Source organism: Pseudomonas sp. FBCC-B1667, assembly GCF_059133255.1.
Window position 1 is genome coordinate 2,151,321 of the sequence record NZ_CP101437.1, and the last position, 26,905, is coordinate 2,178,225.

Sequence of the window (26,905 nt, forward strand, 5' to 3'; positions counted from 1 at the left end):
TATTTGGCCGCTGATTAGGCCACGGGCTTTGTCGCCGGCTTTGATGGCTGTGCAGCGGCGAGCCATTTTCCCTTAGAGGATGATTGCGAACATGTACAAATTGACTGTTGAAGAACTACACAAGAGTTACGGTAACCACGAAGTACTCAAGGGCGTATCTCTGAAAGCCAAAACCGGTGATGTGATCAGTTTGATCGGCGCCAGTGGGTCAGGCAAAAGTACCTTCCTGCGCTGCATTAACTTTCTCGAAACACCCAACGACGGAGCCATGAGCCTGGACGGCAAGCAGATTCGCATGGTCAAAACCCATCATGGCATGCATGTGGCCGATGCCGCTGAGCTACAAAAACTGCGCACTCGTCTGGCCATGGTCTTCCAGCACTTCAATCTGTGGGGGCACATGACGGTTCTGGAAAACATCACCATGGCCCCGCGTCGGGTGCTGGGTGTTAGCAAAAAAGATGCTGAAGATCGTGCCCGACGTTATCTGGACAAGGTGGGGCTACCCGCGCGTGTAGCGGAGCAGTTTCCGGCATTCCTCTCTGGCGGCCAGCAACAGCGAGTGGCGATTGCACGTGCATTAGCGATGGAGCCGGAAGTTCTGCTGTTCGACGAACCGACGTCGGCGCTGGACCCGGAATTGGTGGGCGAAGTGCTGAAGGTGATTCAGGGGCTGGCCGAAGAAGGCCGGACCATGATCATGGTGACCCACGAAATGAGCTTCGCCCGCAAGGTGTCGAGCCAATTACTGTTTCTGCATCAAGGCCGCGTCGAAGAGCAGGGTGGGGCAGAGATTCTGGATAATCCGCGCAGCGAGCGCCTTCAACAATTTCTGTCTAATGGGCTGAAGTGAATAGAACTAACAATGAAAAGGAAGGAAAAAATCCCGATTCTTCACGAACATTGGGGCGTATTGATGAGGCAATCATTGACGTATTGCGCCATAACGGGCGCATCACGTATCAGAAACTAGCAACGCTGGTGCACCTAACCGCAAGCCCATGCCAGCAACGAGTTCGCAAGCTGGAAAGGCTAGGGGTGATTCGCGGTTATGGTGCGTTCATTGATGTGCAAAAGGTCTCACCGGGGTTGTCCCTACAGGTATTCGTCGCTATATCCAACCAGAACCGACGCACTGCGCAGAAAGCATTCGAAGAGTGTGTGGATAACTGTCCTCAGGTCCTGGAGTGCCGGCTTATTGGTGGTCCGTTCGAATATAGCCTACGCATGCGCTGCCAGGATATGAAGCACTATCGTGCACTTACGGAGGTTTGGTTGGAGAATGAGGAGCTGTATATCGACAAACTGGTTGCCTATCCTGAGCTGGCTATAGTTAAACATTCATCTGCGCACTACGACTAGTGGTTCAGAGTATTGCAATATACAAGCTATGCATGAGATGAGGCGGCGAAGGACTGAGCGCGTGACGTTGGCGTTAAATAATAAAAACAGTATTTTTAATCTCGGGTCAATTGCCAATGAATGTCAACTTAAAGTTCAGCCACAAAGTTTTGCTCGTTGCATCGCTCGTAGTCATTACAGCATTCTCATTATTCACACTATACAACGATTATTTTCAGCGCAACGCTATACGTACCAATTTGGAGCGCCACCTTGAGGAGATGAGCAAAATTACTGCAAGTAATGTCCAGTCCTGGCTGGCTGGACGTGTTCTGTTGATAGACACCATCGCTCAAACCGTTGCCAATGACAATAAACCGGACAGTGTGGTACGCCTGCTTGAACAGAAGGCTCTGCTCTCAACGTTTACCTTCACCTATCTTGGGGGCGGCGACGGTAGCTTTGCGATGCGACCAAAAGACGAATTGCCTGCCGACTATGATCCGCGTACACGACCTTGGTACAAGGATGCGATAGCGGCTGGTGGTGCGACTTTGACTGAGCCGTACCTGGATGCATCCACTGGCCAGTTGATGATGACTGTCGCTACTCCGGCTCACCATGGAAGCCAACCACTCGGCGTGGTCGGTGGCGATCTAAGCTTGGAAGCCCTCGCGAAAATTGTCAGTTCGCTCGATCTGAGCGGTATCGGCTATGCCTTCTTGGTCAGTGCCGACGGCAAGATACTTGCCCACCCGGATAAAGACCTGGTGATGAAAAATGTTAGCGATCTCTATCCGCAACACACGCCCGCTATCAGCACCCATTTCAGTGAGACTGAACAGGCGGGTGTTCCTTATATTCTAACGTTCTACCCGGTCAAGGGACTGCCCTCGGTGAACTGGTATATCGGCTTGTCCATCGACAAGAAAAAAGCCTACGAGGCGTTAGGCGATTTCCGCGCTTCAGCTATTTTCGCCACTCTGATTGCCGTGTTAATCACGCTGCTTTTACTCGGCATGCTCATCCACGTACTGATGCAACCTCTGAGGTTAATGGGCAAAGCCATGCGCGATATCGCCCAAGGGGAGGGGGACCTGACCCGACGTTTGGCCGTACATTCTCAAGATGAGTTTGGAGCATTGGCCTGCGACTTCAACCTTTTCGTGGAGCGTATCCAGCACTCAATACGCGAAGTCTCATCTGCAACCGAACAAGTTAATGAAGTGGCAAGGCGCGTGGTGCTTACCTCCAACTCATCCATGGCCAACTCCGACGAACAGGCCAATCGGACTAATAGCATTGCTGCTGCGATCAATGAATTGGGTGCGGCCGCTCAGGAAATCGCGCGCAATGCTGGTGATGCGTCACTCCAGGCATCTGATGCAAGGCTTCAAGCTGAGAGTGGCCGGCAAGTGGTGGTTCAGACGATCAACGCGATGAACGAGCTTTCAGGGAAAATTCGTACGTCCTGCAGCAACATAGAGACGCTGAATGGTAAGACGGTGAACATTGGCCGGATCCTTGAAGTAATCAAAGGTATTTCCGAACAGACCAATCTGCTGGCGCTCAATGCCGCTATAGAGGCTGCCAGGGCTGGTGAGGCTGGTCGCGGTTTCGCTGTGGTAGCGGATGAGGTACGCAGTCTTGCTTATCGCACTCAGACATCGGCCCAAGAAATCCATACGATGATTGAGGAGCTTCAGGTCGGCGCCCGTGAAGCGGTTTGCACCATGAGCGAAAGCGAACGCTATAGCAACGATGGTGTGATTATTGCTAACCAGGCTGGAGAGCGACTGGGTAGCGTCACTCAGCGTATTGGCGAAATCGATGGCATAAACCAGTCGGTCGCTACTGCTACGGAAGAGCAGACTTCAGTAATTGACTCGCTGAATATGGACATCACCGAGATCAAATCCCTCAACCAGGAAGGCAAGGAAAATCTCCAGGTCACCTTGCTTGCATGTGATGACCTCGAGCAACAAGCCAACCGACTCAAGTATCTGGTGGATAGCTTCCGTACTTAAGTTTAATAGATCGAACGCTGCTGATTATTAATTTGTCCTGTTTAGTGCGAACCCTAACTTATTGATACTGAGGGCAATTGAGCAAACTTAATCGCATCACACGTCGGATGTATCTCCTTACCTGAAACGAGACCAATTGGAGGGAACGATGCCTGCCTATGATTGAGCAGAGCTTGCAGCACTTAACGTTGATGATTTTTATAGCCTCGCACTTTACAGGCGAGGCTCCCTTACATGAAACAGGTGAAGTCCATGACCGTTCGACCCATGCTGCCTGGTATCCGTGCCATTGAAGCTGAAATGATTGAGTTGCGCCGCCACCTCCATGCTTACCCGGAGCTCAGCCTTAAGGAGTTCAAAACCTCAGATTTGGTTGCTGCCAAGCTCGAGTCGTGGGGATTTGAGGTGCATCGTGGCGTTGGGGGGACTGGAGTCGTAGGGCGTTTGCAGCAAGGTTGTGGAAGCAAGGTTATTGGTATTCGGGCAGATATGGATGCGTTGCCGATTCTGGAGCAGACCGGATTGCCGTATGCGAGCCAGCATCCAGGCGCCATGCATGCCTGTGGTCATGACGGCCATACTGCGATGCTGTTGGCTGCTGCGCAGCACCTAGCCAACTGCCGGCGGTTCAACGGTACGCTGGTGGTCATCTTTCAGCCAGCCGAGGAAAGCGATGGTGGCGCGCAGAAAATGCTGGATGATGGTCTCCTGGAGCGATTTCCCTGTAATGCGTTGTTCGGCATGCACAACATGCCTGGGTTGCCAGTAGGGAAGTTGGGTTTTAGGGCTGGGCCCTTCATGGCCTCCACCGATACTGTGGAAATTCGAATTGACGGTACGGGGGGGCATGGTGGAATGCCCCACAAAGCCATTGACCCCATACTTACTGGGGGGGCAATTGTCATGGCGTTGCAGAGTATTGTGTCGCGCAATACGGATCCTCTGGACACTGCGGTGATCACTGTGGGCTCCTTTCACTCTGGGGAGGCGCCCAATGTCATACCGGGGCATGCAGTGCTCCGACTCTGTGTTCGCGCCTTGAAGCCTAACGTTCGAGCTGACCTTCTCAAGCGGATTGTCCAGGTTGCCCAGGCTCAGGCGCTTAGCTTCGGCGCTAATGTGAGTGTGGAGGTTGATAGGGAAGAATCGTTGCCACCTTTGATCAATGATCCTCAGCTTACTGAGTTTGCCCGTCAGGTCGCTGTTGATTGGTTGGGTGAATCGGGGGTGATTCAAGACATGGCACCTATTGCTGCCAGTGAAGATTTTGCAGTGATGCTTGAGCATTGTCCTGGCAGCTATCTCTTTATCGGTAATGGGGATGGGGAGGGGGGGTGCATGGTGCATAACCCTGGGTACGACTTCAACGACGACTGCCTGGGGACGGGGGCCAGTTACTGGGTTCGGTTAGTTGAACAGTTTCTGGTTTGAGTCGGTTGAGATCAGGTTGCAGTACTTACCTGATCCAGCACCATTTGTGAGTGAGAAGCAAGAGCAGCAAAGTCACCAGCGCAATGATCGCGGCACTGGTGAAAACTAGGGATTGCTCCCCCGGCAAGAACTTCAGGAATGAAGAAAGAAACTGTCCGGAAAAATCGAAATTGAAAGGTACATAAGGTCACGTCTCATCTGATGTACGTCACTCTGCTTAATGGTCAGGTGGTTGCCGGTCCTGGCCAGGCACGTTGAAGTGCTTCATTCACAAAGCGGGTGAAGATCTGCACCCGAGCGGTATGTCTCAGGTCCTGATGGGTGAGAACCCAAAGTCCCGTTTTGAAGGCGTTGAGTCCTTCGAACGGGACCCGCTCAAGGCCAGGGGTTGAATCTCCCAAATAGCAGGGCAGTGCGGCTATTCCCAAACCGCCCAAAGCTGCTTGCCTCAGGGTGACCAAAGAGTCGGCTTTGAAAACAATGGACGTTACCGGCACGCTGGCACGTAGCCATTTTGCGATGTCCAGCTGACCTAGTGCGAGGTCCGGGGCGAGCCACCGATTGAAGTGGACTGGATCAATGTTCCTGTGACGCTCAGAAAACCCCCGGGCGGCATAAACGGCAAACCTGACATCGGCGATTCGCCTTCCTATCAACGTGTCGGGAGGACTGTCACCGGTCCGTATTGCTACATCGGCATGCCGTTGGGCCAGATCGCTGATGAAATTTCCGGTGGTGACTTCAAGTGATATCTTAGGGTGGCGTTCGCTGAACTCCCCAAGTACCCGCGGTAAAATGGACGCCATCAAAGTATCGCACGTGGTAATGCGGAGTACGCCCTCCAATCGCAGATCCTTTCCTTCAAGTTTGCGGGAAAGTTCTCTGACGGCAATATTTATGATCTGTGCGTGTTGGCGCCGACGCTGAATTGACCCAGTTACCGAGATGCCACTGACCCAGTCGGATTCCTCGCGAACCATTTCCAGTGCTTGATTCTGCCGATTGGAGTTGGGTCAGTCTTGCGTCGGCACGTAGATCAATTCGGCGTCGGCGCCAACAGGCACCACTTGCAGACTGATCCAGGGCGTCATCGACAGTAAGCTTGATAGTGCTTTTGTCGTGGACCCGGTCAATCACCCGGAATTGCTCGTCTTCCAGCGAGCGAATCCTCGCGGAAACGTTCGACTACACGGCGTTCAATTCGCTGGCTGCCTTGTTCATGCTGCCGTGCCGCGCAAGCATCGGCACCTTGAGATCCGTTACGCCCATCGTTGTTCACCTATCTCAAAAACCAATAACTGATTACATAAAGTAGCTTTTGAGAGATTGGTTTTCATGGAAGTCAAAGACAATTAAAGCTTTGCTGTTTTCATCAAAAGAGATTGCAAGCATCATTAATGATCGTTTTACATGATCATGGGCCAGGCATAGGTTGAGGGTGCACATGCACCGCAGCCAGTGGCAAATCGAGTCTTCGAATTTGAGGCTGTGGAACAACAATAACTCTTCCACTGCAATACGGAGTCAACGTGAATCATGCATCCGAATCAGCCAGAATTCGCAACCACCCCCGGTATCGGGATTTGGTATCACGGCAGCGAAGATTCATCGCTTGTCTTACTGCCGCCACCCTTGTCCCGTACTTCACGTTCATCCTCATCGCCGCGTTTGCGCCCCACCTTCTTGCCCAGAAGCTCTCCGCGACAAGCATCATCAATATAGGTTGGCCGCTGGGCGTCGCATTCATCGTCGGGGCCTGGTTGTTTACCGGCTTGTACATCCTGCGTGCCAATGGTGAGTTCGATGATCTCACCGCAGAAGTCCGCGCGGGGGCAATCGTATGAAACCGATCCTTCGCTACCTCATAGTTCCTTCTCTCCTGGGCGCGGTAACGACTTGCGCCTCGGCCGCCGACGTCTTGCAGGCGGTCGAAAAGCAGCCCCTCAACATCACCGCGATTGCGATGTTTCTGGTCTTCGTGCTGACGACATTAGGCATTACCTATTGGGCTGCCTCCAAGACCAAATCGATGGACGATTTCTACACCGCCGGCGGGGGAATTACCGGTTTTCAGAACGGTTTGGCGCTGGCTGGTGACTACATGTCGGCGGCTGCGTTACTGGGTGTCACCAGCATGATTTTCTTCAACGGCTTCGATGGGGTGCTCTACTCGATCAGTTTCTTCGTCGCATGGCCACTGCTGCTGTTTCTTTTTGCTGAGCGCATCCGCAATCTGGGGCGGATCACCATCTCGGATATTGCGTCGTTTCGACTCGATCAAAATCGAATCCGAACGATGACAGCCTTTGGTTCGTTGACCGTGGTCTGCTTTTATCTGGTGGTTCAGATGGTGGGAGCGGGGCAGCTGATCCAGCTTCTTTTCGGTCTTCCCTACAACTATGCGGTGATCGCTGTCGGCCTTTTGATGGCGGTCTACGTCACGTTTGGCGGGATGGTCGCAACCACCTGGGTTCAGATCATCAAGGCAGGGCTTTTGCTGTTGGGCGGAACGTTGTTGGCCGTTTTGGCTATGAGTAAATTCGGGTTTTCCTTCGAGCTGCTGTTTGAGAAAGCGGTTGCTGCTCATCACGATGGCGAGCTGATCCTGCTGCCAAGCAAGCTGGTGGCCGACCCGCTTGCGCTCATTTCGCTGTCACTTGGCCTGGTCTTTGGCACGGCAGGATTGCCGCACATCCTCATGCGTTTTTTCACTGTGCCGGACGCCAAGCAAGCGCGCAAATCGGTATTCGTCGCGACAGGCTTCATCGGCTTCTTCTACCTGATCGTGGCGATATTGGGTCTGGCGGCGATAGTGATCGTTGGGCAAGACCCAGCCTTCTATGAGTCGGGCATTTTGGGTGGAAAACTCATCGGCGGTGGGAACATGCCGGTGATGCATCTGGCAAAAGCCGTCGGCGGTGACCTGTTACTGGGCTTCATCTCCGCCGTCGCTTTCGCCACGATCCTGGCCGTGGTCTCCGGACTGACAATGGCGGGTACCTCGGCGATTTCACATGACCTGTATGGCATGGTCTTCCGGAAAAATCTCGCCAATTCAACAGACGAGCGACGTGTTTCGCGGATCGCTTCGGTCGGCATCGGCATTGTTGCGGTGGTGCTGGGTATTTTGTTCAAGGACCAGAACATCGCGTTCCTGGTGGCGCTGACGTTCGGCGTGGCGGCTTCGGTCAACTTTCCGATACTGGTGCTTTCGATGTATTGGAAAGGATTGACCACACGAGGCGCGTTGATCGGCGGTATCGCTGGGCTGGTGAGCTCGGTCAGCCTGGTCGTTCTCTCGCCGGCGGTGTGGGTCAAAGTGCTGGGGAATCCCGAGGCGATTTTCCCTTTCGACTACCCGGCAATCATTTCGATGAACTTGGCGTTCTTCTTCACCTGGCTCGGCTCGGTCACCGATCGCAGCGCCGGGGCAGTGCTTGAGCGCGAGCGTTTCGATGACCAGCTCATCCGCGCCCAGACCGGCCTTGGAGCTTCACAGGCTGTCAGTCATTAAGACGCCGTCATCCCGACGAAGAAATGCCAGTCACTTTCCTATCCTGATTTGCACACTCTGCAAAAGGAGTCAGCCATGCAACTTCGAGACAATGGCTTAAGGTTCTCACCTATCACCGTCGTGCTGCATTGGGTCGTGGTGCTGTCGCTGCTTGCAATCATCTGCCTGCAGGTGGTGATCGGCCAAGCGTCCAGCGACGCCATGCGGATGCCGTTCGCACACCTTCAAAACCTGCTGGGTCTGGTCGTGTTTCTGGTATCGATCTACCGGTTCTGGGGCAGGATCACCTCTTACCATCCTCTGCCCGTGGGCACACCCAATCCCATCGAAGTGATCATCAGCCGTTCCGTTGCCGTGGCGCTCGCCCTGGCGATGGTACTGCTGCCGGTAGCGGTGTGGGCTTCGAGGTCTGCTGCCGGAGAGGCGGTCGATCTGCCTGGAGGATTTTCAATTCCGGCGCTCTTGCCCCCTAACACAGCGCTGAAGCATGTCGTCGATGTGCTCTTCGATGTCGGTGCGTCGGCGTTCCTGGCGGGTCTGGCACTGCATGTTTTCGGGGCGGTCAAGAATCACTTTCTCCTAAAGAACAACACGCTAAAGCGGATGCTTGGAAAACATGTGGAGCTGTGAGTCATGAACGAAGCCAAATTTGATTTTCCTGGTAATGCGATCACTCAACTCTGTGGTGTGAAGTACCCCATCTTTCTCGGTGGGATGGCGGCCATTTCCGGCCCTCAGCTCGTTGGGGCAGTCGCCAATGCCGGAGGCATGGGCGTGATTGGCGGTTTGCGTCTCCCGCCGTTGGCCTTGCGCCGATGGATACAGGAAACCCGGGCGCTGACCGACCAACCCTTTGGCGTGAACCTGGTTCCGCAGTTCGGTGGCCCGGATGTCTTCGAAGCGCAGTTTCAGGTCATCCTCAAAGAAAAACCCAGGCTGCTGTCACTGTTTTATGCCGAGGCTTATTCCGCCAATATGATTCCCCGGGCGAAAGACGCGGGGTTGATCGTCATGGTGCAAGCGGGGTCGGTGGAGTTGGCCAACATTGCCCTCGCGCAAGGTGCTGACATTATCGTGGCGCAAGGCAGTGAAAGTGGTGGTCATTTGAACCGAGGCACGATCGGCATCATGCCGTTGTTGACTTCAATCCTTGCTGTTTCGCAGGGGCGACCGGTACTGGCGGCGGGCGGCATCACCAACGGCGACGATGTGCGGGCGCTGATGTCGCTCGGCGCGTCAGGGGTGGTGGTGGGCACGGCTTTTATTGCCACCGACGAGTCGAATGCGCATCCGTTGTACAAGCAAAAAATCGTGGAGGCGACGACGGATGACACTGAGTACCGGACGGGGTATTCGTTCGGCTGGACCTACGGGACACCTCATCGGGTCATTCCCAATCGAGACAAGTGGAACCTGTTGCGTTTTATCGGCGGTGGCGCCCGCGCGATCGACAAGCCACGGATGGCCAGGAAACTGTCACTGTACGCGGGCCAGGGCGTTGGAAAGATCCACAGTGTCGTCCCAGCTGCAGAGCGTGTCGCTGAGCTCGCCCTAGGGCTACCGGCTGCGGCAAATCGACTTCAAGCAGAGGAGGGCGGCAACGTTGATTTTTCCACGAATGGTCGGCTCTTTCTTGAGCAGAGAAGTACAACGCGGCCGCTTGGGTGGCAGTGAACGGCCGCTCTAATCAAGGTCTGCTGCCAGCGGCTCGGTGTTATTCGCCGAGCCGTTTTTCCTTCTCGCGCAGCTGTTGCCGGGACCGGATTTACAGAGTCGTTGGCCGGGCACTCTGTTCCTGCGCCAACCTGAGGAACGCGCTCATTGCCGAGGTGATCATCGTGTCGTTTCTGCGGATGAAGACTGTTGAAACGTTTGCGAACTCGGACGGTAGCGTGTGGCAGCGAATCGCATGCCGCACGCTGCAAGTCTCTGCAATGGTCTTGGGCAGCAAGGTCACGCCCATGCCGGCGGCGACGCACGACAAGATGCCGTCGAGCGTTCCCAGTTCCATGATCTGGTTGGGCACCAGTCCGACTTGATAGAACCAGTTTTCCAGTGTTGAGCGATAGAAGCATCCAGTGCGGAAGACGAGCACCGTTTGCTGGGGAATTTTCTCGATGAGCGCCGCCAGCGAGTCAAAGTGGCCGCTACTGACCAGCACCAGTTCTTCTTGAAAAACCTCTTCCTGCGCCAACGCTGAGTTCTGGTGAAATCCGCCCACGAATGCGCCGTCGAGTCGATGCGCTTCAATCGCCTTGATCAGCTCAACGGTTGTCCCGGTTAGCAGCGACAGCTGAACCTCGGGGTATTTTTCGCGGTACTTCGTCAGGACTTGTGGCAACCGGATGGCTGCCGTGGTTTCCATTGATCCCAGCCGAAGTAATCCCGTCGGGATACCGGTATCCGTCAAGGCACTGCGACTTTCGTCGGTCAGCTGCAGGATGCGCCGCGCATAACCGAGGAAGGTCTCGCCCGCCGACGTCAGCACTACCCCAGACTTTTTACGGATGAACAGCTCCCGATTGAGTTCGGCTTCAAGCTCCTTCACCCGCATGGTGACGTTGGACTGCACCGTATTCACATTGACGGCGGCTGCCGTGAAGCTGCCAAGCTCGGCAACCGCGCAGAAAATCTTCAGTTGGCGCATTTCCATGATCATTGCTACCTATCATAAAAAGTGATGAATAGCATCACAAGTCATCATTTTACTGGATTTGTTGGCGGTTAGTAAAGTCAACAAAACAGGCTGATGAGCGTAACTGGACGATGACACTCACTTCAAAAATTGACCATATCTTTGCCGGAGGCATGGGGACCTTGAAGCCCGAGGGGCAGCTTACGGGCATCTTTAAACAGAAAGTCTCAGGCCCCGCTCGCGTCGAGTTCCATGGAATTGTCGGTGACCAGCACGGCGACCCCAGGGTTCACGGCGGACCGGAAAAGGCTGTTCATCACTATGCGGCAGAAAATTATCAGCGTCTGGCGCTGGCCTTTGCGCACTGCGCCCATGAGCTGATCCCAGGCAGCCTGGGGGAGAACATTTCAGCGCTCGAACTCTCCGAGCGAAACGTGCATATCGGTGACGTGTTCCAGATCGGGAGTGCGGTTTTGCAGATCTCTCAGCCTCGCAGCCCGTGTTGGAAAATCAATCATCGCTTTGACGCTGAGCGAATGTCGATGCATGTCGCCAAAGAGCGAATCACCGGTTGGTATTACCGGGTCATTCAGCCGGGCTTCATTGAAGCGGGGGACACGATCGAATTGCTGGAAAGGCAAACGCAGCGCTTTTCCATCGATGAGTTTTGGCAGGTGCAGTTGTCGCACAGGCCTTTGATCGACGATCTCCTGGAGCTGACTACTGTGCGTGGCCTGGCCGAGGATTGGAAGCGACGCCTGGGTGAGCGAGCGAAGTGGCTGCAAAAACGTCTTCACAAAATGTGATTCATAGGATCACTAATCATCATTTTACACGATTTATAGGCTGGCCTACTTTGGCCGTGACAGGCGCGCTGATGGCCCGAGGATCGCAGTTGATCCGAGTGTTTGAAAACCCGCCTGGCACTTCCTGACTACAACAAGAGATGGCTCTTATCCACCATCAGGGGACACCCGCCATGAGCACCCAGCCAGCAGACATCGCACACTACATTCACGGCCGCGTGACGCACGGTACTTCAGGCCGCACGCAGAACGTCACAAACCCCGCCATCGGTTCAGTCATTGGCAAAGTGGCCCTCGCCAACGCCGCTGAAGTTGACGCGGCGGTGAAATCGGCAGCGCAGGCTTTTCCAGCCTGGTCGGCAATGCCGCCACTGCGTCGCGCACGCATCATGTTCAAGTTTCTGGCGTTGCTCAACGAACACCGCGACACACTGGCGCGAATGATCACCAGCGAACACGGCAAAGTCTTCACCGACGCCCAGGGCGAAGTGACGCGCGGCATTGAGGTCGTCGAGTTCGCCTGCGGTATTCCGCAACTGCTCAAGGGTGACTACACCGAGCAGGTCTCCACCAACATCGACAACTGGACCATGCGCCAGCCGCTGGGCGTGGTGGCCGGCATCACCCCGTTCAACTTCCCGGTGATGGTGCCGATGTGGATGTTCCCGGTGGCCATCGCCTGCGGCAACACCTTCGTGCTTAAGCCAAGCCCGATCGATCCTTCGCCCTCGTTGCTGATTGCCGAACTGTTCAAGGAAGCTGGGCTGCCGGACGGTGTCTTTAACGTTGTACAGGGCGATAAAGAAGCGGTGGATGCGCTGATCGATCACCCGGACGTCAAAGCGGTAAGCTTTGTCGGATCGACGCCGATTGCCAACTACATCTACGAGACGGGGGCCGGTCATGGCAAGCGTGTGCAGGCGCTGGGGGGCGCGAAGAATCACATGGTGGTGATGCCCGACGCCGACATCGACCAAGTGGTCGACGCGCTGATCGGCGCGGCTTTCGGTTCCGCTGGCGAGCGCTGCATGGCGATCTCTGTGGCGGTTTTTGTCGGTGATGTTGCCGATAAGGTGATGCCGAAACTGGTGGAGCGCACCCAGACACTGAAGGTGCTTGAGGGGATGAACCTGGCGGCCGAGATGGGCCCGATCGTGTCGCAAGTGGCGCTGCAACGCATCACTGGCTACATCGACCAGGGCATTGAGGAAGGCGCAGAGTTGCTGGTCGATGGGCGCGGCTTTGACGGCACGCAGGCCGGCGCGAATTGTGCTGAAGGGTTCTGGCTCGGTGGCACCGTGTTCGACCATGTCACTCCCGAGATGAAGATCTACAAAGAGGAAATCTTCGGTCCGGTGTTGGCGTGCATGCGCGTGAAGGATTTTGCAGCGGCCGTCGATCTGGTCAATTCACACGAATTCGGGAATGGCACCGCTTGCTATACCCGCGACGGTCACATCGCCCGTGAATTCGCCAGCCGCATTCAGGTGGGGATGGTCGGCATCAACGTGCCGATTCCGGTGCCGATGGCGTGGCACGGTTTTGGTGGCTGGAAGCGCTCGCTGTTCGGTGACACACACGCTTACGGCGAAGAGGGCGTGCGCTTCTACACCAAGCAAAAGTCGATCATGCAGCGTTGGCCGAACAGCATCGCCAAGGGCGCGGAATTTGCCATGCCGACCTCCAAGTAAGCACTGCTTTCTGCTCCACAGGTTTGGGGTGGATGACGTGTTGGCACGGGATTGCATGCATCGTTTTTCCCAGGGGGGCGAACTCCACGCTCCCAATTTTTTACCGCTAAGGTGCACCGTTATGCCACTGCTCAAGTTCGACATTATCCTGGGCCGCGATGACGCACAGCTCAAGACCCTTTTGGATGCGACCCATCAGGCCATGGTCCAGGCCTTTGAAGTGCCATCCAGTGATCGCTATCAATGTATCACGCAACATCGTCTAGGGGAGTTGGTGCTGCAAGACACCGGATTGGGTTACACACGCTCAGCCAATGCCGTCTTGCTGACGGTGATTTCGCGACCGCGGTCACAGGAGCAGAAGACTGCTTTTTACCGCTTGCTGGCTGAGAAGCTGTGGGTCGATTGTGGTCTGTCGCCCGATGACTTGATTGTTTCGCTGGTGGAGAACGCCGATGCGGACTGGTCCTTCGGCCGTGGAAGGGCGCAATTCTTGACCGGGGAGCTCTAGCCTTAGCCGAGTGGATCGATTCCTGTCGGGAGAAAAAAATGGATCTGGTTCAGCTTGAGATATTTAAGGTCGTCGCCGAGCTGGGGAGTATCAGTGCGGCGGCGCAGCGGATCCGCCGGGTTCCTTCGAACATGACTACGCGAGTCCAGCAACTGGAAGCGGATCTGGGTGTGGACCTGTTCATTCGCGAGAACAAGCGGTTACGGCTTTCTCCCATTGGCTGGAACTTCCTGGACTACGCAAAGCGGATCCTGAGCCTGGTAGAGGAAGCCCGCCTGACGGTCGCGGGTGAGGAGCCTCAGGGACCTTTTTCGCTGGGAGCACTGGAGAGTACTGCGGCCGTTCACCTTCCTGCGTTGCTGGCCGAATACGCCCAGACATACCGTAAGGTCGAGATAGAGCTGTCCACCGGGCTGTCCGGGACGATGATCGACGGCGTGTTGTCCGGACGTTTGGCAGCAGCGTTCGTCGATGGGCCGATCTTGCATCCGGCTCTGGACGGTATGCCGGTGTTCGAGGATGAGATGGTGATTATCGCACCGCTCAATCATCCACCCATCGGTCGTGCGCAAGACGTCAACAGCAAGAGCATTTATGCGTTTCGTGCCAACTGTTCATCTCGGTACCTCGTTGAAAACTGGTTTGCACAGGATGCGGCCGTACCGGGGAAAATTTACGTAACGGAGTCCTATCACGCAATGTTGGCCTGCGTCAGCGCAGGTGCTGGTGTGGCGCTGATGCCTCGCAGCTTGCTGGAGAGCATGCCTGGAGGCAGCGCGGTGAGTATTTGGCCGATATCCGAGCCATTTCGCTTGCTGAATACCTGGCTGGTGTGGCGCCGGGGGAGGGCTTCCCAAAGTCTGGTGATGTTTATAAAACTTTTGGAGGAAGGAGGGATGGCCTCCAATGAGTTTGAATGTTCTGGAAAGACAGCGCCAAGAGAACAGGCGCAATAGCTTTTACTCCCAAATAGAGCGTGGCCAGGCTGCCAGTTTGGATGCAGCGTCCAAGCGCTTCCTGACACCCGCATACATTCCTTTCAGGTGATGCCATGTCCAATACACTGCTGTCCCTTTTGAGCATTGAACTCCCGATCCTTCAATCACCCATGGTGGGCGTTTCCACCCCCAGACTTGCGGCAGCGGTGTCGGGTGCCGGCGGGCTGGGCGCCATTGGCATCGGGGCGAGCAACGTCGAGCAGGCGCGGAGCATAATCCGAGAGACGGCTGCGCTGACGGAAAAACCCTTCAATGTGAATCTTTTTTGCCACCAACCTGCTGTCCACGACGGTCTCCGAGAGTCGCGGTGGCTGAATTTTCTGAGGCCGCTTTTTGCTGAGTTCGGGGCCGCTCCTCCAGCGTCGCTTCGTGAGATCTATACCTCATTCGTCGAAGACCCGGACATGCTTCAGATGCTGCTGGAAGAAAGGCCAGCGGTGGTCAGCTTCCATTTTGGATTGCCCCCTCAACCTGCGATCGATGCACTCAAGGCCGCAGGCATCATCTTGTTATGTTCCGTGACGAACCTGGCCGAAGCGCAGATGGCGGAGCATGCAGGTTTGCACGCCTTGGTGGCTCAAGGTTTCGAAGCCGGGGGGCACCGCGGGGTATTCGATCCACAGCAGGACACTGAGATGGGGACGTTTGCGCTTGTGCGGGTGTTGAACGGTGCTTGCAGACTGCCGGTGATCGCGGCGGGCGGTATTATGGACGGCACAGGTATCAAGGCGGTCATGCAACTGGGGGCCAGTGCCGCACAGTTGGGAACAGCGTTCATCCTCTGCCCTGAATCTTCTGCCAATTGCGCCTATCGTGAGGCCTTGAAAGGTCCGCGTGCACATCAAACCAAAGTCACAAGCGTCATTTCCGGCCGTCCGGCTCGGGGTATGGTCAATCGCAACTTCACTTATCTCGAGGCGAGTGGCACAGCGCTGCCAGACTATCCGCTCACCTATGACGCCAACAAAGCGCTTAACGCCGCAACAACCGCCAAAGCAAACACGGATTTTGCCGTGCAGTGGGCCGGCCAGGGAGCACCACTGGCCCGTGAACTGCCTGCTGCAGTGTTGGTGAACTTGCTCGCAGCGGAAATGAAATTCTGACTCGATACACTGCGGCCTCCCTGGTCAGGGTTGGGCGCTGCTCCTGAATCGATCAAGAACCACCGGCGGCGATGAATTCTGGCCAACGAACGAAAAAAACCGATAGGTTGATCCTGCCGGGGTTCCGTTTTTTTTACACATGCAGCTCGTCCCAGCCTCTACCGGCAATACGACGCGTTTCCGAGCTGAATAGCGCCTATTGACCGTCCGCTGTACGAGCGTCGCGACGAACTCGCCCAGGACTTCGGCAAGGCCCGCGCCGACTGGATGATCGAGAACTCGCGCAACCTGTGCCTGTACTGTTGGCGCCGACGCCAAATTGACATAGTGGGGATGCGGCGTAAATCTTGGACTACCTGGAGGTAGTTCATGTATTCATACGAAGACCGTATCCGAGCGGTCAAGCTCTACATCAAACTGGGCAAGCGAACCGGGGCAACTATTCTTCAGTTGGGCTGCCCGACGAAGAACTCTTTGAAGAGCTGGCACGCAGAGTATGAGCGATGCCTCGACCTGCCGCGTGGCTACGAGAACTCGAAGTCGAAGTACTCACTGGCCCAAATGGAAAAGGCTGTCGGGCACTATCTCGAATACGGTCGCAACATCGCCGCTACCATCAAGGCGTTGGGCTACCCCGCGCGGGATTCGTTGCGTGCCTGGATTTACGAAATGCACCCCGAGTTGCATACGCGTATTGTCGGTCGATCAGACGGGTTTGCCCGGCCGCCAGCGGTGAAGCAGGCAGCGGTCATCGCGCTGTGCACGCGAAAAGAAAGTGCGAAAGCCCTGGCTCAAAAGCTGGGCGTGTGCAGGCCTACCTTGTACAACTGGAAAAACCAGCTACTCGGCCCATAGGTATCCCCATCCATGAAGTGTCAGCTTGAACCCTCATCGTCACCGGAACGAGAGGAGTTGCAGCGGCAACTCGAATCTCTCCAGCTCGATGTTCGCCGTTTGCAGCTTGAACATGACCTGTTGATGAGGGCGAATGAACTCATAAAAAAAGAGACGGGCATCAACCGGCAAGTCCTGACCAATCGGGAGAAGACATTGCTGGCTGATGCCCTAAGGCAGAGGTACTCCTTGCTAGAGCTGCTTGACGCGTTGGGCTTGGCCCGAGGCTCCTATTTCTATCATCGAGCCCGAATGCAGGTCGCGGAAAAGTACACCGAAGCGCGTCGTGCCATGGCTGACATATTCGAGCGCAATCATCGTTGCTATGGCTACCGTCGGATGCGAGCTTCGTTGAGCAGGCAGCGTGTGCGCCTTTCAGAGAAGGTGGTGCAGCGCTTGATGAAGCAGGATTGCCTAGTCGTCGCCAAGCCGAAACGGCGTCGATACGGTTCCTACCTCGGGGAGATCAGTCCGGCGCCGGAAAACCTCCTCAACCGCGACTTCACGGCCCTAGCTCCGAATGAGAAATGGCTGACCGACATCTCGGAGTTCCAGATCCCGGCCGGAAAGGTGTACCTGTCCCCCATGATCGATTGCTTCGATGGGAAGGTAATCAGTTGGTCGATCGGCACGCGTCCCGACGCCGAGCTTGTGAACACGATGCTGGATGCCGCTGTCGAAACGGTGGCCAACAACGATAAACGGCCTGTTGTTCACTCTGATCGTGGCGCTCACTACCGCTGGCCCGGCTGGTTATCGCGCATCGCTGATGCGAAGATGATTCGTTCGATGTCGCGCAAAGGCTGCTCACCTGACAACGCGGCTTGTGAAGGTTTCTTCGGCCGACTGAAAACGGAGCTGTTCTATCCTCGCAACTGGCAGTCAACGAGCATCGAGCAGTTCATTCAGGCCTTGGATTCATACATTCGCTGGTACAACGAAAAACGTATAAAGATTTCCCTCGGCGCGCTCAGCCCCATTGAGTATCGTGAAAGCCTGGGCTTCGCGGCATAACCAGTCCAAGTTTTTGTCCGCATCCCCCTCTAAATTTAAGCCGGCGTGTTGAACTGCTGTGTTGCGCTTTTTTATCTTCACATAATTATCCATGGGCTCGGCGTCGTTGGTGAAAGAACTAGCGTCAATGAACTACTCGCCCGACTCAACCCGACGTAAAGAAGGCAGCGATTTTTCTCCGCCGCGGAGAAGTGTTGGGCATCACAAGGAATCAACAGTGCGTTGGCGCATTCAAGACCTTTGGCCTTGTGAATGGTACTTATAGCGCGGGGCGGTATGGACGGGGGCATTTGAGTTCTACGGCTGCTCAGCTGCGTGTAGCCCTGTTCCGGATCATCGAAACTTCCCAGCTTGAGCGCCTCATAAAACTCGCGTCGAAGATCTATTTTTACACCGTTGAAAGCCTCTTCGTCCTTGATGAATTCATGTAAGAGGTTCAAGGCTGCTCCAACCCCTCTATGGTCAGGGGCTTCGAGAAGACAGCGCGCTAATCGCTGAATTAATGCCGGCTTCCCTCGGCACCTAGCCGCACATCCCGTTTGGATTTCCTGCTTCAGACGGTTTCCAAAAGCAGACGGCGTAAAACCAATACCAACTTCGCCAACGAATTCGCAAAAGGATTTCGCCAGAGCCAGGGCGTCTCCAATATGCCGACGGCAACTAATTACGAGTTGTGATAATGCCGATCGGGTGAATCCCTCCCAAATGGGAATGGTCCGCCACCACATCGCATTCAGACTGCGAATTGTCGTGTTATGGGCAGAAAGGATGAGAAGTCCTCCGTCTCTTCGCGTCACGCGATTGATCTGCCGAGCTTCCTCTCTGGGAACCTGATACTGCCCATGTCGCTGAGCTTGGTTATCAGCCTCAATTATTGAAAGGCCTGGTGGAAGCCGACCTCGCAAATCTATTGCGTTACCTTGTCGTAGCATCTCACGTGCTTCCAGAGTCCACTCGCCCAACGCGCGCGAGCCTTGATCCCAGCGATGTGGATAGTCCAAAAGTTCTGTGGCGTTGCTGGCTTCCACGAGTCGCTCCCACCTGGCGGTAGTCTCAGCGTTAGAACCGTAGATTGCCTGCATTGGATCTGCAAACACGATCAGCCGAGAACCGGCAACTCCGATGGTCATTATGACGCCATGCTGTCCCTCGTTCGCGTCTGGTGCTCATCACAGATAACAATGGGATATCTGCTTGCCAGCGCCCCGCATATTGCAGATGACCGGTCCAGTAACGCAGAGACTTTCCTGGCGAGTTGATCAAAGCCCGAAGCACCTTGAGCAAAAGCCCAAGCGGAAACGTCGGATGGCAGATTGAGCACGCGATGGTAGGCCGACGCAATTTGGACAATGAGCGAATCTATGGTGCCAATCTGCACACGCGGACCCACTCCTCTGGTTCTCGCGGTAAACACGCTACAAGCGGCGTGAGTATGAGTCAGTATCAAGATTCGTTGGCCTTGTCTGACCGAGCTTGCCGCTTCTCTTGCATACTCCGCTGCTTGATAGGTTTTTCCGCAACCTGCGGGGGCTTCTATGACGACTAAGCGGGCATCCGAACGAAGAGCTGCTGCAACGGAGGCATCGCTCATTGTTCAACCTCTGGGAGAGGAACAAGCCCAACACTGGTTCGAATAGCATTTAGGAACGGCACCATACGTGCCTGCAGGTGCGGCCATGCCTCAAGTGCGTGAATCTTGTCAGCCAGTTCTCGGCCACCAATTACAGACTTGAACCAGACGGAGGAATGCCCCTTATAAGGGTTTTTGATGGTTCTTTCGGCGTTCGCCAAATGCTCAGGGATCTGACCAGTCGCAGCGGCAACGATCAAGCTTTTTAATTCTTGATCGGGGCGATCAGCAATCAGATTGAAATCGGCTGCCTGGATCTCAAGCCGGTCGGCTAAGGTCCTCAGACGCATGCCTGTTTTTTCTGCAGCTGGGTCTTCGATGAGTTGAAATATACGAGCAGAAGGTATCAGGGGAATAATGTTTTCCTCGAGGCAGCCCTGTTGCCACTGAAAGAGGAGATTGCCCATTCGTTCCCTTAGCGTTTGCCAGCGCCCCTCGAATCTCCCTTCAAAATCTGCAAAACCCGCAAATTTAATACCGCCTGAAGACAGCGCCTCTAATAGACTTAAAACATTGTCATTCCCCGTCGCGTCGCTGATGTAAATGCCCTGGTCGCGCCACCCGGACACGTATCTGTCCAACAAAGCCGCTAAGAAGCCCACCTCTGTTGAACCCTCAGCAACAATAGTAAGTCGAGAGAGGAATGCCTCAGGATCTGCTGACTGATGCCGCTCGACTTTGTCCCGGGGTAAGGCGCCAATGCTGCCGGTCGAATCAATGTACCAAAGAGAAGCTGGCCCAGAGGCACTGACAACTGTCGAACTGTGGGTCGTGACGAATGCTTGGCCAGTGCTCTCGATAAGCGTCTTCATCAGCTGTCGCTGTCGGTAGGGTTCCAACCCGCGCTCTAACTCATCTACAACGGTGATAGGATGGCCTTCCTGCAGGGAGTCAGCAATAGCCAACGCGGCTAATCGCCGAGTTCCGGATCCCCAACTGATTAGGGGGAGAGCGATTCCGTTTTTATTTGAGGTCAAGCCGATCAGTGCGTTGACTGACACTCCCGCATTGCCAACAAATGCCAGGCCTAACTCGGTTGGTAGCGATCTAAGCCCAAACAAATCATCCAGTGCGTTTAACTTGTCCCTGGCCGGCTGATCCAGATGTTGCTCAATTTGGTCTGACGCGATCTCTCTGCCAAGACGTGCGCGCAGCCCTCGGTCAGCAAGCAGTCTGTCCAAACCGGCGCCGTACACCAGGCGTAAATCGCGGTCGCTGTGATCATCTCCGGAGAGTTTAACGACTCCGATGGATCGACGAAGAGCCACGGACATCGAAACACAGGTGCCATCCGGCTGTGCTATTTCAAACGCGAGCTCCAGCTCAGCGGTACCTCTGACTCTTAACTTGTATACAGCCGGGCGGGGTGCTTGCTCATCTCCAACAGCTTCAGGTAGGACGGCATTGCTGCCATCCCATTCCCAAGGCCAAGCCATCGCTCCTTGTTGATTGATAGCGCCTTCTCCAGGTAACGAAATCACTGCCTCGATGAGAAATTCAGCCGCTACTTCTCGATTGCAGTAATCAGCATCTGCCAAGGTGTAGCTGTTGGTTGGACTGAGAAGAAGAGCAATCGCCTCCAGTAACGTCGACTTCCCTACATTACCTCCACCTAGGATGACGTTGACCCCAGCGTTGGGGCGCCATTCCAAGGAATGAATGCCTCTGAAATTTTCAACTTTGAGGTAGTGAAAGCATGCGGCCATTGGGATCCATCCTCTGTTCCTGTCACGGGTAGGCAGGAGTGAAGACGTGCATGCGATATCAGTCAATGCGAAGTTATACAGTCTCTTTCACAGTGATCCCTCAGAACTGTGAGATTTATCCTGCCAGGATTCGATTGGTTACTTCATTTGGCCAGCTGGGTTCGGATTCCGTCACAGAAACTAATGACTTCGTTTTATTTTCTAATGACCACTGAAGGCTGAGTAGACGGTAATTGCATTAGTCTGTGTAAACCAAAAGTTTATAGTGGCGCGTATGGAAACCTTCAGCAGTATCGAATGCTTTGTGCGCAGCGCCGAGGTCGGCAGCTTTGCCGAGGCCGCGCGGCGCTTGAGCCTGACCCCGGCGGCGGTGGGCAAGAGTGTGGCAAAACTCGAGGGTCGGCTAGGTGTGCGGCTGTTTCAGCGCAGCACCCGCAGTCTGACGCTGACCGAGGCTGGTCAGCTGTTCCTCGGAGAAGTCAGTTCCAGCCTGCACACGATCCAGAATGCCGTGGCCAATCTGGCCAGCGCTGAAGGCCGACCGGCGGGAACGCTGAAGGTCAGCATGGGCACGGTGTTCGGGCGTTTGTATGTCGTGCCGTTGCTGGGGGAGTTTTTACGGCGCTATCCGGCGATCAATCCGGATTGGCATTTCGATAACCGTCAGGTCGATTTGATTGCGCAGGGGTTCGATGCGGCCATTGGCGGCGGCTTCGAACTGCCCCAGGGGGTGGTGGCGCGCAAACTGACACCGGCGCATCGGGTGTTGGTGGCGTCAGCCGGTTATGTGGAGGCGCATGATGCGATAACCGAGCCCGATGACCTCAAGCACCATGACGGCATTTTGATTCGTTCACCGCAGACCGGTCGGGTGCGCTCCTGGCAGTTGACCAGTCGCACGCAGCAACACAGTCCGCTGACGCTGAAGGCGCGAATGACCATGAGTGATTCGGAAGCCGCGTGCGCGACGGCGGCTCAGGGGCTGGGGATTGCGCTGGTGAGCATGCCGTTCGCCTCGGGGTTCCTGGAGAACGGGAAGCTCCAGCGGGTGCTGCCAGACTGGTATGTCGACGATGGCAACATTTCGATCTATTACGCGGAACACAAATTGTTGCCGGGCAAGACTCGGGCGTTTGTGGATTTCATTATCGAGCAGTTTGCGGAGCAGGGGTTGGGGCGCAGGTTTAGTGCGGTTTGATTTCGGCCTGGAACCGAGGTGCCGCCATCGCAGCCTATCTGCGAAACCGCCCCGGCCAACCAACGATGTGCTTTGGACGCGGCGTGGCATACGTGCGTACTTTCGATGTCGACAACCCCAACCGCACCAGCGATTCGGCAATGGTCACCGCCGCCGTCACGCCATCCACCACCGGCACGCCAGTGCGCTGACGAATCTGTTCATCCAGCCCGGCCATCCCGCCGCAACCCAGACAAATCACCTCGGCCTTGTCTTCCTGCACTGCCAGTTCCGCCTGACGGACAATCGCTTCCAATGTCCGCCGCGGATCGGATTCCAGCTCCAGCACCGCCAGACCGCTGGCTCGAACCGATGCGCAACGATCCCAGAGGCCGGACAGTTTCAGGCGATCTTCGATCAGCGGCACGGTGCGGTCCAGTGTGGTCACCACCGAATAGGCATGGCCGAGGAACATTGCAGTACTGGCCGCCGCGTCAGTAACGTCTACCACCGGGACGTTGAGCAGTTCCTGCAAGCCTTCGCGGCCGTGTTCGCCATACCCGGCCTGAATCACTGCGTCGAAAGGCTGGTCGTAGGACATCACCCGGTCCATCACGGCAATGGCGGCGAGGTAACTTTCGAAATTGCCTTCGATGGAGTCAGCACCGAAGTGCGGTGTCAGGCCGATGATTTCCGTGCCGGGTGCGGCCACCGATTGAGCCGAGCGCGCGATGGCCTGGGTGATGGATTCGGTGGTGTTGACGTTGACCACGAGAATTCGCATGAGAAGTCCTTATAGCGGAGCCGTACTGCGTCCCTACATTACCGGGCTGCCAAGGGATTGATGGCTGATGTCGGCGTAGTGGGGCTGCCGTTTGGCGATGATCAGGTAGAGGCACGTTGACCTGGCCTTTTCGCACCAACCAGTAGTCGACCGCCGTACAACAGTTCGAGCTTTGCCGCGTGACGATTGTCCATGAGCGTGGGCTCGGCAAAGCTTCCTCGTGGGCAATCAGCATCGTTGGTTACGTGCCATCCGCAGTCTTTACGGGATAGGGCGTTTCAGGCTTGCGGATCGAAAGTGTGTGTTTCACGGTGTTTGTATGCAAAAGATGTATGCAATATAGCCAGATCCATGCCAGCCGGGAATTTATGAACATCGTGGCTGGTTTCATTTGTTACCGGTTGACGGTAACTATCTGAAATAAAAACGATAAAAGATGACCGCTAGAACCGTTTGTATTTTTCTGCGGGATTCTGGAGATGATCGACTGAGGAAGTCTGGAGAGGAGGTTGTAACTTTCGGGGGCGTCAAAAAGAAAAGTGCACACAAAATGGCACCTGCGGTGACATTGGTGTGTACACATTTATTTAGGTGAACATCGACTGTGGAAACGGGTCGGCTCGGGAAAGCGGTGTATCAGTCGACATCTTCACTGGATGTCACTCAGTCTCGCGAGCAGGCTCACTCCCCAAGGGATCACCACAAGGCTGACGGTTATGCCTTCGATTTACTGATGATATTCCCGGCATGCAACCCGCATTCTTTCTGCGTTGCCTCTTCCCACCACCAGCGACCTTCGCGCTCATGCTGGTTCGGCAGTACCGGACGGGTGCACGGCTCGCAGCCAATGCTGATGAACCCGCGCTCATGCAGGCTGTTGTAGGGCAGCTCCAGCATGCGGATGTAGCCCCAGATCTCTTCGCTGGTCATTTGCGCCAGCGGATTGAATTTGTACAGGGTGCGCTCGGGCGTCGAGAACGCGGTGTCGATTTCCAGCACGGCGACGGCGCTACGGGTGCCGGGGCTCTGGTCGCGGCGCTGGCCGGTGGCCCAAGCGGTGACGCCGGACAATTTGCGGCGCAGCGGCTCGATTTTGCGGATGCCGCAGCATTCGCCATGGCCGTCCTTGTAGAAGCTGAACAGGCCTTTTTCCTTCACGAACGGTTCAAGTTTCGTGTAGTCCGGCGACACCAGTTCGATGTCGATCTTGTAGTGCTCGCGCACCTGATCGATGAAGCGGTAGGTTTCCGGGTGCAGGCGGCCGGTGTCGAGGCTGAACACTTTGACGTTCTTGTTCAGCTTCCAGGCCATGTCTACCAGCACCACGTCTTCGGCGCCGCTGAAAGATATCCACAGGTCATCACCAAACTCGGCGAACGCGAGTTTCAGGATGTCCTGGGCGGATTTATTGGCATAGGTCGTGGCGAGTTCCACGACGTCAAACGTTGGGCTCATCAGGGCGGCTTCCTACAGGTCGGTGGCGCTGGGCGCTCTATGTGGCTGCGATGGTAACAAAATCCTGCAGCCGCTGGCGCGCCCTCTGCGTTGCGCCGGTCAGCTCGAATCGCTAGAGTTCGGCAGTCTTTTTGCTCGCTCGACTCAATAATCAATACAAATGGGAGTGTCTTGTGGAAATTGCCTGTCTGGATCTTGAAGGTGTACTGGTCCCGGAAATCTGGATCGCGTTTGCCGATAAAACCGGGATCGAATCCCTGCGGGCTACCACCCGGGACATTCCCGACTACGACGTGCTGATGAAGCAACGCCTGCGAATCCTCGATGAACACGGCCTGAAGCTCGCCGACATCCAGGAAGTGATCGCCACGCTCAAGCCACTCGATGGCGCCATTGAGTTCGTCAACTGGTTGCGCGAGCGCTTCCAGGTGGTGATCCTGTCGGACACCTTCTACGAGTTTTCCCAGCCGCTGATGCGTCAACTGGGCTTCCCCACCTTACTCTGCCATCGACTGATTACGGACGATTCGGGTCGGGTGACAAGTTATCAGTTGCGTCAGAAAGATCCCAAGCGTCAGTCGGTTCTGTCCTTCAAGAGCCTCTACTATAGGGTGATCGCGGCGGGAGACTCCTACAACGACACAACGATGCTGGGTGAGGCGGATGCGGGGATTCTGTTCCACGCGCCGGACAACGTGATTCGTGAGTTCCCGCAGTTTCCGGCGGTGCATACGTTTGAGGCGTTGAAGCAGGAGTTCATCAAGGCTTCGAATCGGGCTTTAAGCCTGTAAAACCATTCTTGTGGTGAGGGGGCAAGCCCCCTCGTCTCAATAAAGCTAGAGGTTTTGCAGGGTATCGAGCAGGACTTTGACCTTGGTTATCGATTCCTGATACTCGGACTGCCACTCGGAATCGGCGACGATCCCGCCGCCGCCCCAGCAACACACTTGCCCATCCTTGACCAGCAAGCTGCGGATCGCGATGGAGCTGTCCATCTCGCCGCGCACATCCAGATACAACAATGACCCGCAGTACAATCCGCGCCGGGTCGGCTCCAGCTCATCAATAATCTGCATCGCCCGAATCTTCGGCGCACCCGTGATCGAGCCGCCGGGGAAGCTGCCAGCGATCAGGTCCAGCGCATCGCGGTCATCCGCCAGTTCACCGGTCACGCTGCTCACCAGGTGATGCACGTTCGGATAACTTTCCAGGCTGAACAACTCCGGCACCCGCACCGAGCCGATACGGCAGGTGCGGCCGAGGTCGTTGCGCAGCAGGTCGACAATCATCAGGTTTTCCGCGCGATCCTTGGGGCTGGCCATCAGTTCGGCGGCGTTCGCCGCGTCTTCGGCAGCGGTCCGGCCGCGAGGGCGGGTGCCTTTGATCGGACGGGTTTCCACCTGCCGCGCGCTGACTTTGACGAAGCGCTCGGGGGACAGGCTCAGTACTGCGCCACCCTCGGGCAAACTCTGGAAACCGGAAAATGGCGTCGGGCACGCGGCGCGCAACGCGACATACGCTGCCCAGGGATCGCCTTGGCATTCGGCCCGGAATCGCTGGGCGAAGTTCACCTGATAACAATCGCCGGCCTGGATGTAGTTCTGAATGCGTTGCAGTGCCTGGCAATACTGTTCGGCGCTCAGGTCGGCACGCATTGGCGCTTTCAGGGTAAAAGGTTCAATGGCGTTTGCGGTGGGCTGACTGAACAGTGTGATCAGACGCTGGCGTTCGCTGTCGTTCAACGACGGATGAAACACCAGCTGACTGGTTTTCACGTGGTGATCGCTGATCAAGGCCCAGCCGTACAACCCGAAACGCGCGTCGGGGAGTTGCAGATCGTCCAGTGCCTGGCTCGGCAGGTTTTCCAGGCGCCGACCGAAGTCGTAGCTCAGGTAACCGATCAGGCCGCCGGCGAAGGGCAGTTCGTCAGGCACTTGCGCTTTACCGAGTCGTGTCAGGTTATCGCGCAGGCGTTGCAGGAAATCGCTGCCGCTTTCGTCAGGCAGAACGGCCAATTGCTCCAGCGGCCAGGCGCTGAGCAAATCAAAACGCCCACGCTCGGCGGTAGGGCGGCCACTGTCGAGCAGCACGGCGCCGGGCGCCTGACGAATCGCCGCGAAGTAGTCGGCGGGGTTGGCGCGATAAGGAAGCGGGTGTACGGAACAGGTCAACATGGGCGGGGCGGATC

At 55.9% G+C, this 26,905-nt stretch carries 23 protein-coding genes and 3 pseudogenes; 18 read left to right on the forward strand and 8 right to left on the reverse strand.

The features are described 5' to 3' along the window. Positions 1-91: 91 nt before the first annotated feature. The 5 genes and pseudogenes from NL116_RS09665 (at position 92) to NL116_RS09685 (ending at position 4,799) form a co-directional block, all read left to right on the forward strand. Complete coding sequence (locus tag NL116_RS09665) at positions 92-853, forward strand: ABC transporter ATP-binding protein (protein ID WP_494376974.1); 762 nt, start codon at positions 92-94, stop codon at positions 851-853. Beyond that, positions 850-1,362 (forward strand): Lrp/AsnC family transcriptional regulator, encoded by a 513-nt coding sequence (locus NL116_RS09670; RefSeq protein WP_494376975.1) that lies wholly within the window; start codon positions 850-852, stop codon positions 1,360-1,362. Before NL116_RS09665 ends, NL116_RS09670 begins: the two co-directional genes overlap by 4 nt. A 260-nt stretch (positions 1,363-1,622) precedes the next feature. After that, positions 1,623-2,462 (forward strand): annotated as a pseudogene (locus tag NL116_RS09675) (cache domain-containing protein); the annotation flags it as partial. 141 nt (positions 2,463-2,603) lie between these two features. Next, positions 2,604-3,368, forward strand: a complete 765-nt coding sequence (locus NL116_RS09680; protein ID WP_494378028.1) for a methyl-accepting chemotaxis protein — start codon at positions 2,604-2,606, stop codon at positions 3,366-3,368. A 252-nt stretch (positions 3,369-3,620) separates the two neighbouring features. After that, the gene (locus NL116_RS09685; RefSeq protein ID WP_494378029.1) at positions 3,621-4,799 is read left to right on the forward strand and encodes a M20 aminoacylase family protein; all 1,179 of its coding nucleotides are present in this window, start codon (positions 3,621-3,623) and stop codon (positions 4,797-4,799) included. A gap of 224 nt (positions 4,800-5,023) precedes the next feature. On the opposite strand, the gene NL116_RS09690 is transcribed toward NL116_RS09685, so the two are convergent. After that, entirely contained in the window at positions 5,024-5,779 is a 756-nt protein-coding gene (locus NL116_RS09690) for a LysR substrate-binding domain-containing protein (protein WP_494376976.1), read from the reverse strand. Between the two features lie 549 nt (positions 5,780-6,328). Here NL116_RS09690 and NL116_RS09695 point away from each other — a divergent pair. The 4 genes from NL116_RS09695 to NL116_RS09710 all read left to right on the forward strand — a co-directional run bounded on the left by NL116_RS09695 (position 6,329) and on the right by NL116_RS09710 (position 9,987). Then, positions 6,329-6,643: a DUF485 domain-containing protein gene (locus tag NL116_RS09695; RefSeq protein WP_494376977.1), complete on the forward strand. Its 315-nt coding sequence runs from the start codon at positions 6,329-6,331 to the stop codon at positions 6,641-6,643. After that, positions 6,640-8,313, forward strand: a complete 1,674-nt coding sequence (actP, locus tag NL116_RS09700; protein WP_494376978.1) for a cation/acetate symporter ActP — start codon at positions 6,640-6,642, stop codon at positions 8,311-8,313. Before NL116_RS09695 ends, actP begins: the two co-directional genes overlap by 4 nt. A 75-nt stretch (positions 8,314-8,388) precedes the next feature. Further along, a complete protein-coding gene (locus NL116_RS09705; protein WP_494376979.1) occupies positions 8,389-8,943 on the forward strand; it encodes a cytochrome b in 555 nt (184 codons plus the stop codon). A gap of 3 nt (positions 8,944-8,946) precedes the next feature. Continuing rightward, the gene (locus NL116_RS09710) at positions 8,947-9,987 is read left to right on the forward strand and encodes an NAD(P)H-dependent flavin oxidoreductase (protein WP_494376980.1); all 1,041 of its coding nucleotides are present in this window, start codon (positions 8,947-8,949) and stop codon (positions 9,985-9,987) included. Positions 9,988-10,078: 91 nt separating this feature from the next. Here NL116_RS09710 and NL116_RS09715 read toward each other — a convergent pair whose 3' ends face one another. After that, positions 10,079-10,960, reverse strand: a complete 882-nt coding sequence (locus NL116_RS09715) for a LysR family transcriptional regulator (RefSeq protein ID WP_494376981.1) — start codon at positions 10,958-10,960, stop codon at positions 10,079-10,081. 119 nt (positions 10,961-11,079) lie between these two features. Between NL116_RS09715 and NL116_RS09720 the strand changes: the two genes are divergently transcribed. The 7 genes and pseudogenes from NL116_RS09720 to NL116_RS09750 all read left to right on the forward strand — a co-directional run bounded on the left by NL116_RS09720 (position 11,080) and on the right by NL116_RS09750 (position 17,965). Next, complete coding sequence (locus tag NL116_RS09720) at positions 11,080-11,754, forward strand: MOSC domain-containing protein (protein WP_494376982.1); 675 nt, start codon at positions 11,080-11,082, stop codon at positions 11,752-11,754. Positions 11,755-11,927: 173 nt separating this feature from the next. Then, positions 11,928-13,445: a CoA-acylating methylmalonate-semialdehyde dehydrogenase gene (locus tag NL116_RS09725; protein WP_494376983.1), complete on the forward strand. Its 1,518-nt coding sequence runs from the start codon at positions 11,928-11,930 to the stop codon at positions 13,443-13,445. A 121-nt stretch (positions 13,446-13,566) separates the two neighbouring features. Further along, positions 13,567-13,956, forward strand: coding sequence for a tautomerase family protein (locus NL116_RS09730; RefSeq protein WP_494376984.1), 390 nt, complete (start codon positions 13,567-13,569; stop codon positions 13,954-13,956). A 38-nt stretch (positions 13,957-13,994) separates the two neighbouring features. Then, the gene (gene ptrR, locus NL116_RS09735; protein WP_494376985.1) at positions 13,995-14,912 is read left to right on the forward strand and encodes a putrescine utilization regulator PtrR; all 918 of its coding nucleotides are present in this window, start codon (positions 13,995-13,997) and stop codon (positions 14,910-14,912) included. A gap of 95 nt (positions 14,913-15,007) precedes the next feature. Next, positions 15,008-16,057, forward strand: a complete 1,050-nt coding sequence (locus NL116_RS09740; RefSeq protein WP_494376986.1) for an NAD(P)H-dependent flavin oxidoreductase — start codon at positions 15,008-15,010, stop codon at positions 16,055-16,057. Positions 16,058-16,252: 195 nt separating this feature from the next. Next, a pseudogene (locus NL116_RS09745) lies at positions 16,253-16,357 on the forward strand (hypothetical protein); the annotation flags it as partial. Between the two features lie 69 nt (positions 16,358-16,426). Then, positions 16,427-17,965: pseudogene (locus NL116_RS09750) on the forward strand (IS3 family transposase). 77 nt (positions 17,966-18,042) lie between these two features. Here NL116_RS09750 and NL116_RS09755 read toward each other — a convergent pair. The 3 genes from NL116_RS09755 to NL116_RS09765 are packed head-to-tail and all read right to left on the reverse strand — an operon-like array spanning position 18,043 to position 21,301. Continuing rightward, positions 18,043-19,095 (reverse strand): ATP-binding domain-containing protein, encoded by a 1,053-nt coding sequence (locus NL116_RS09755; RefSeq protein WP_494376987.1) that lies wholly within the window; start codon positions 19,093-19,095, stop codon positions 18,043-18,045. Continuing rightward, positions 19,095-19,556: an AAA family ATPase gene (locus NL116_RS09760; RefSeq protein WP_494376988.1), complete on the reverse strand. Its 462-nt coding sequence runs from the start codon at positions 19,554-19,556 to the stop codon at positions 19,095-19,097. Before NL116_RS09760 ends, NL116_RS09755 begins: the two co-directional genes overlap by 1 nt. Continuing rightward, on the reverse strand, positions 19,553-21,301 hold the full coding sequence (locus NL116_RS09765) for an ATP-dependent nuclease (RefSeq protein ID WP_494376989.1): 1,749 nt from the start codon (positions 21,299-21,301) through the stop codon (positions 19,553-19,555). The genes NL116_RS09760 and NL116_RS09765 overlap by 4 nt, the downstream gene beginning before the upstream one ends. Before the next feature lie 274 nt (positions 21,302-21,575). Here NL116_RS09765 and NL116_RS09770 point away from each other — a divergent pair, with 274 nt between their 5' ends. Continuing rightward, positions 21,576-22,499 (forward strand): LysR family transcriptional regulator, encoded by a 924-nt coding sequence (locus NL116_RS09770; protein ID WP_494376990.1) that lies wholly within the window; start codon positions 21,576-21,578, stop codon positions 22,497-22,499. A 34-nt stretch (positions 22,500-22,533) separates the two neighbouring features. On the opposite strand, the gene NL116_RS09775 is transcribed toward NL116_RS09770, so the two are convergent. After that, the gene (locus tag NL116_RS09775) at positions 22,534-23,262 is read right to left on the reverse strand and encodes an aspartate/glutamate racemase family protein (RefSeq protein WP_494376991.1); all 729 of its coding nucleotides are present in this window, start codon (positions 23,260-23,262) and stop codon (positions 22,534-22,536) included. 714 nt (positions 23,263-23,976) lie between these two features. Further along, positions 23,977-24,717 (reverse strand): phosphoadenylyl-sulfate reductase, encoded by a 741-nt coding sequence (locus NL116_RS09780; RefSeq protein WP_008027340.1) that lies wholly within the window; start codon positions 24,715-24,717, stop codon positions 23,977-23,979. Between the two features lie 173 nt (positions 24,718-24,890). On the opposite strand from NL116_RS09780, the gene thrH reads away from it, so the two are divergent. Beyond that, entirely contained in the window at positions 24,891-25,508 is a 618-nt protein-coding gene (gene thrH / locus NL116_RS09785; protein WP_494376992.1) for a bifunctional phosphoserine phosphatase/homoserine phosphotransferase ThrH, read from the forward strand. Positions 25,509-25,553: 45 nt separating this feature from the next. Here thrH and pabB read toward each other — a convergent pair whose 3' ends face one another. Beyond that, positions 25,554-26,891, reverse strand: a complete 1,338-nt coding sequence (gene pabB / locus NL116_RS09790; protein WP_494376993.1) for an aminodeoxychorismate synthase component I — start codon at positions 26,889-26,891, stop codon at positions 25,554-25,556. Positions 26,892-26,905: the final 14 nt, after the last annotated feature.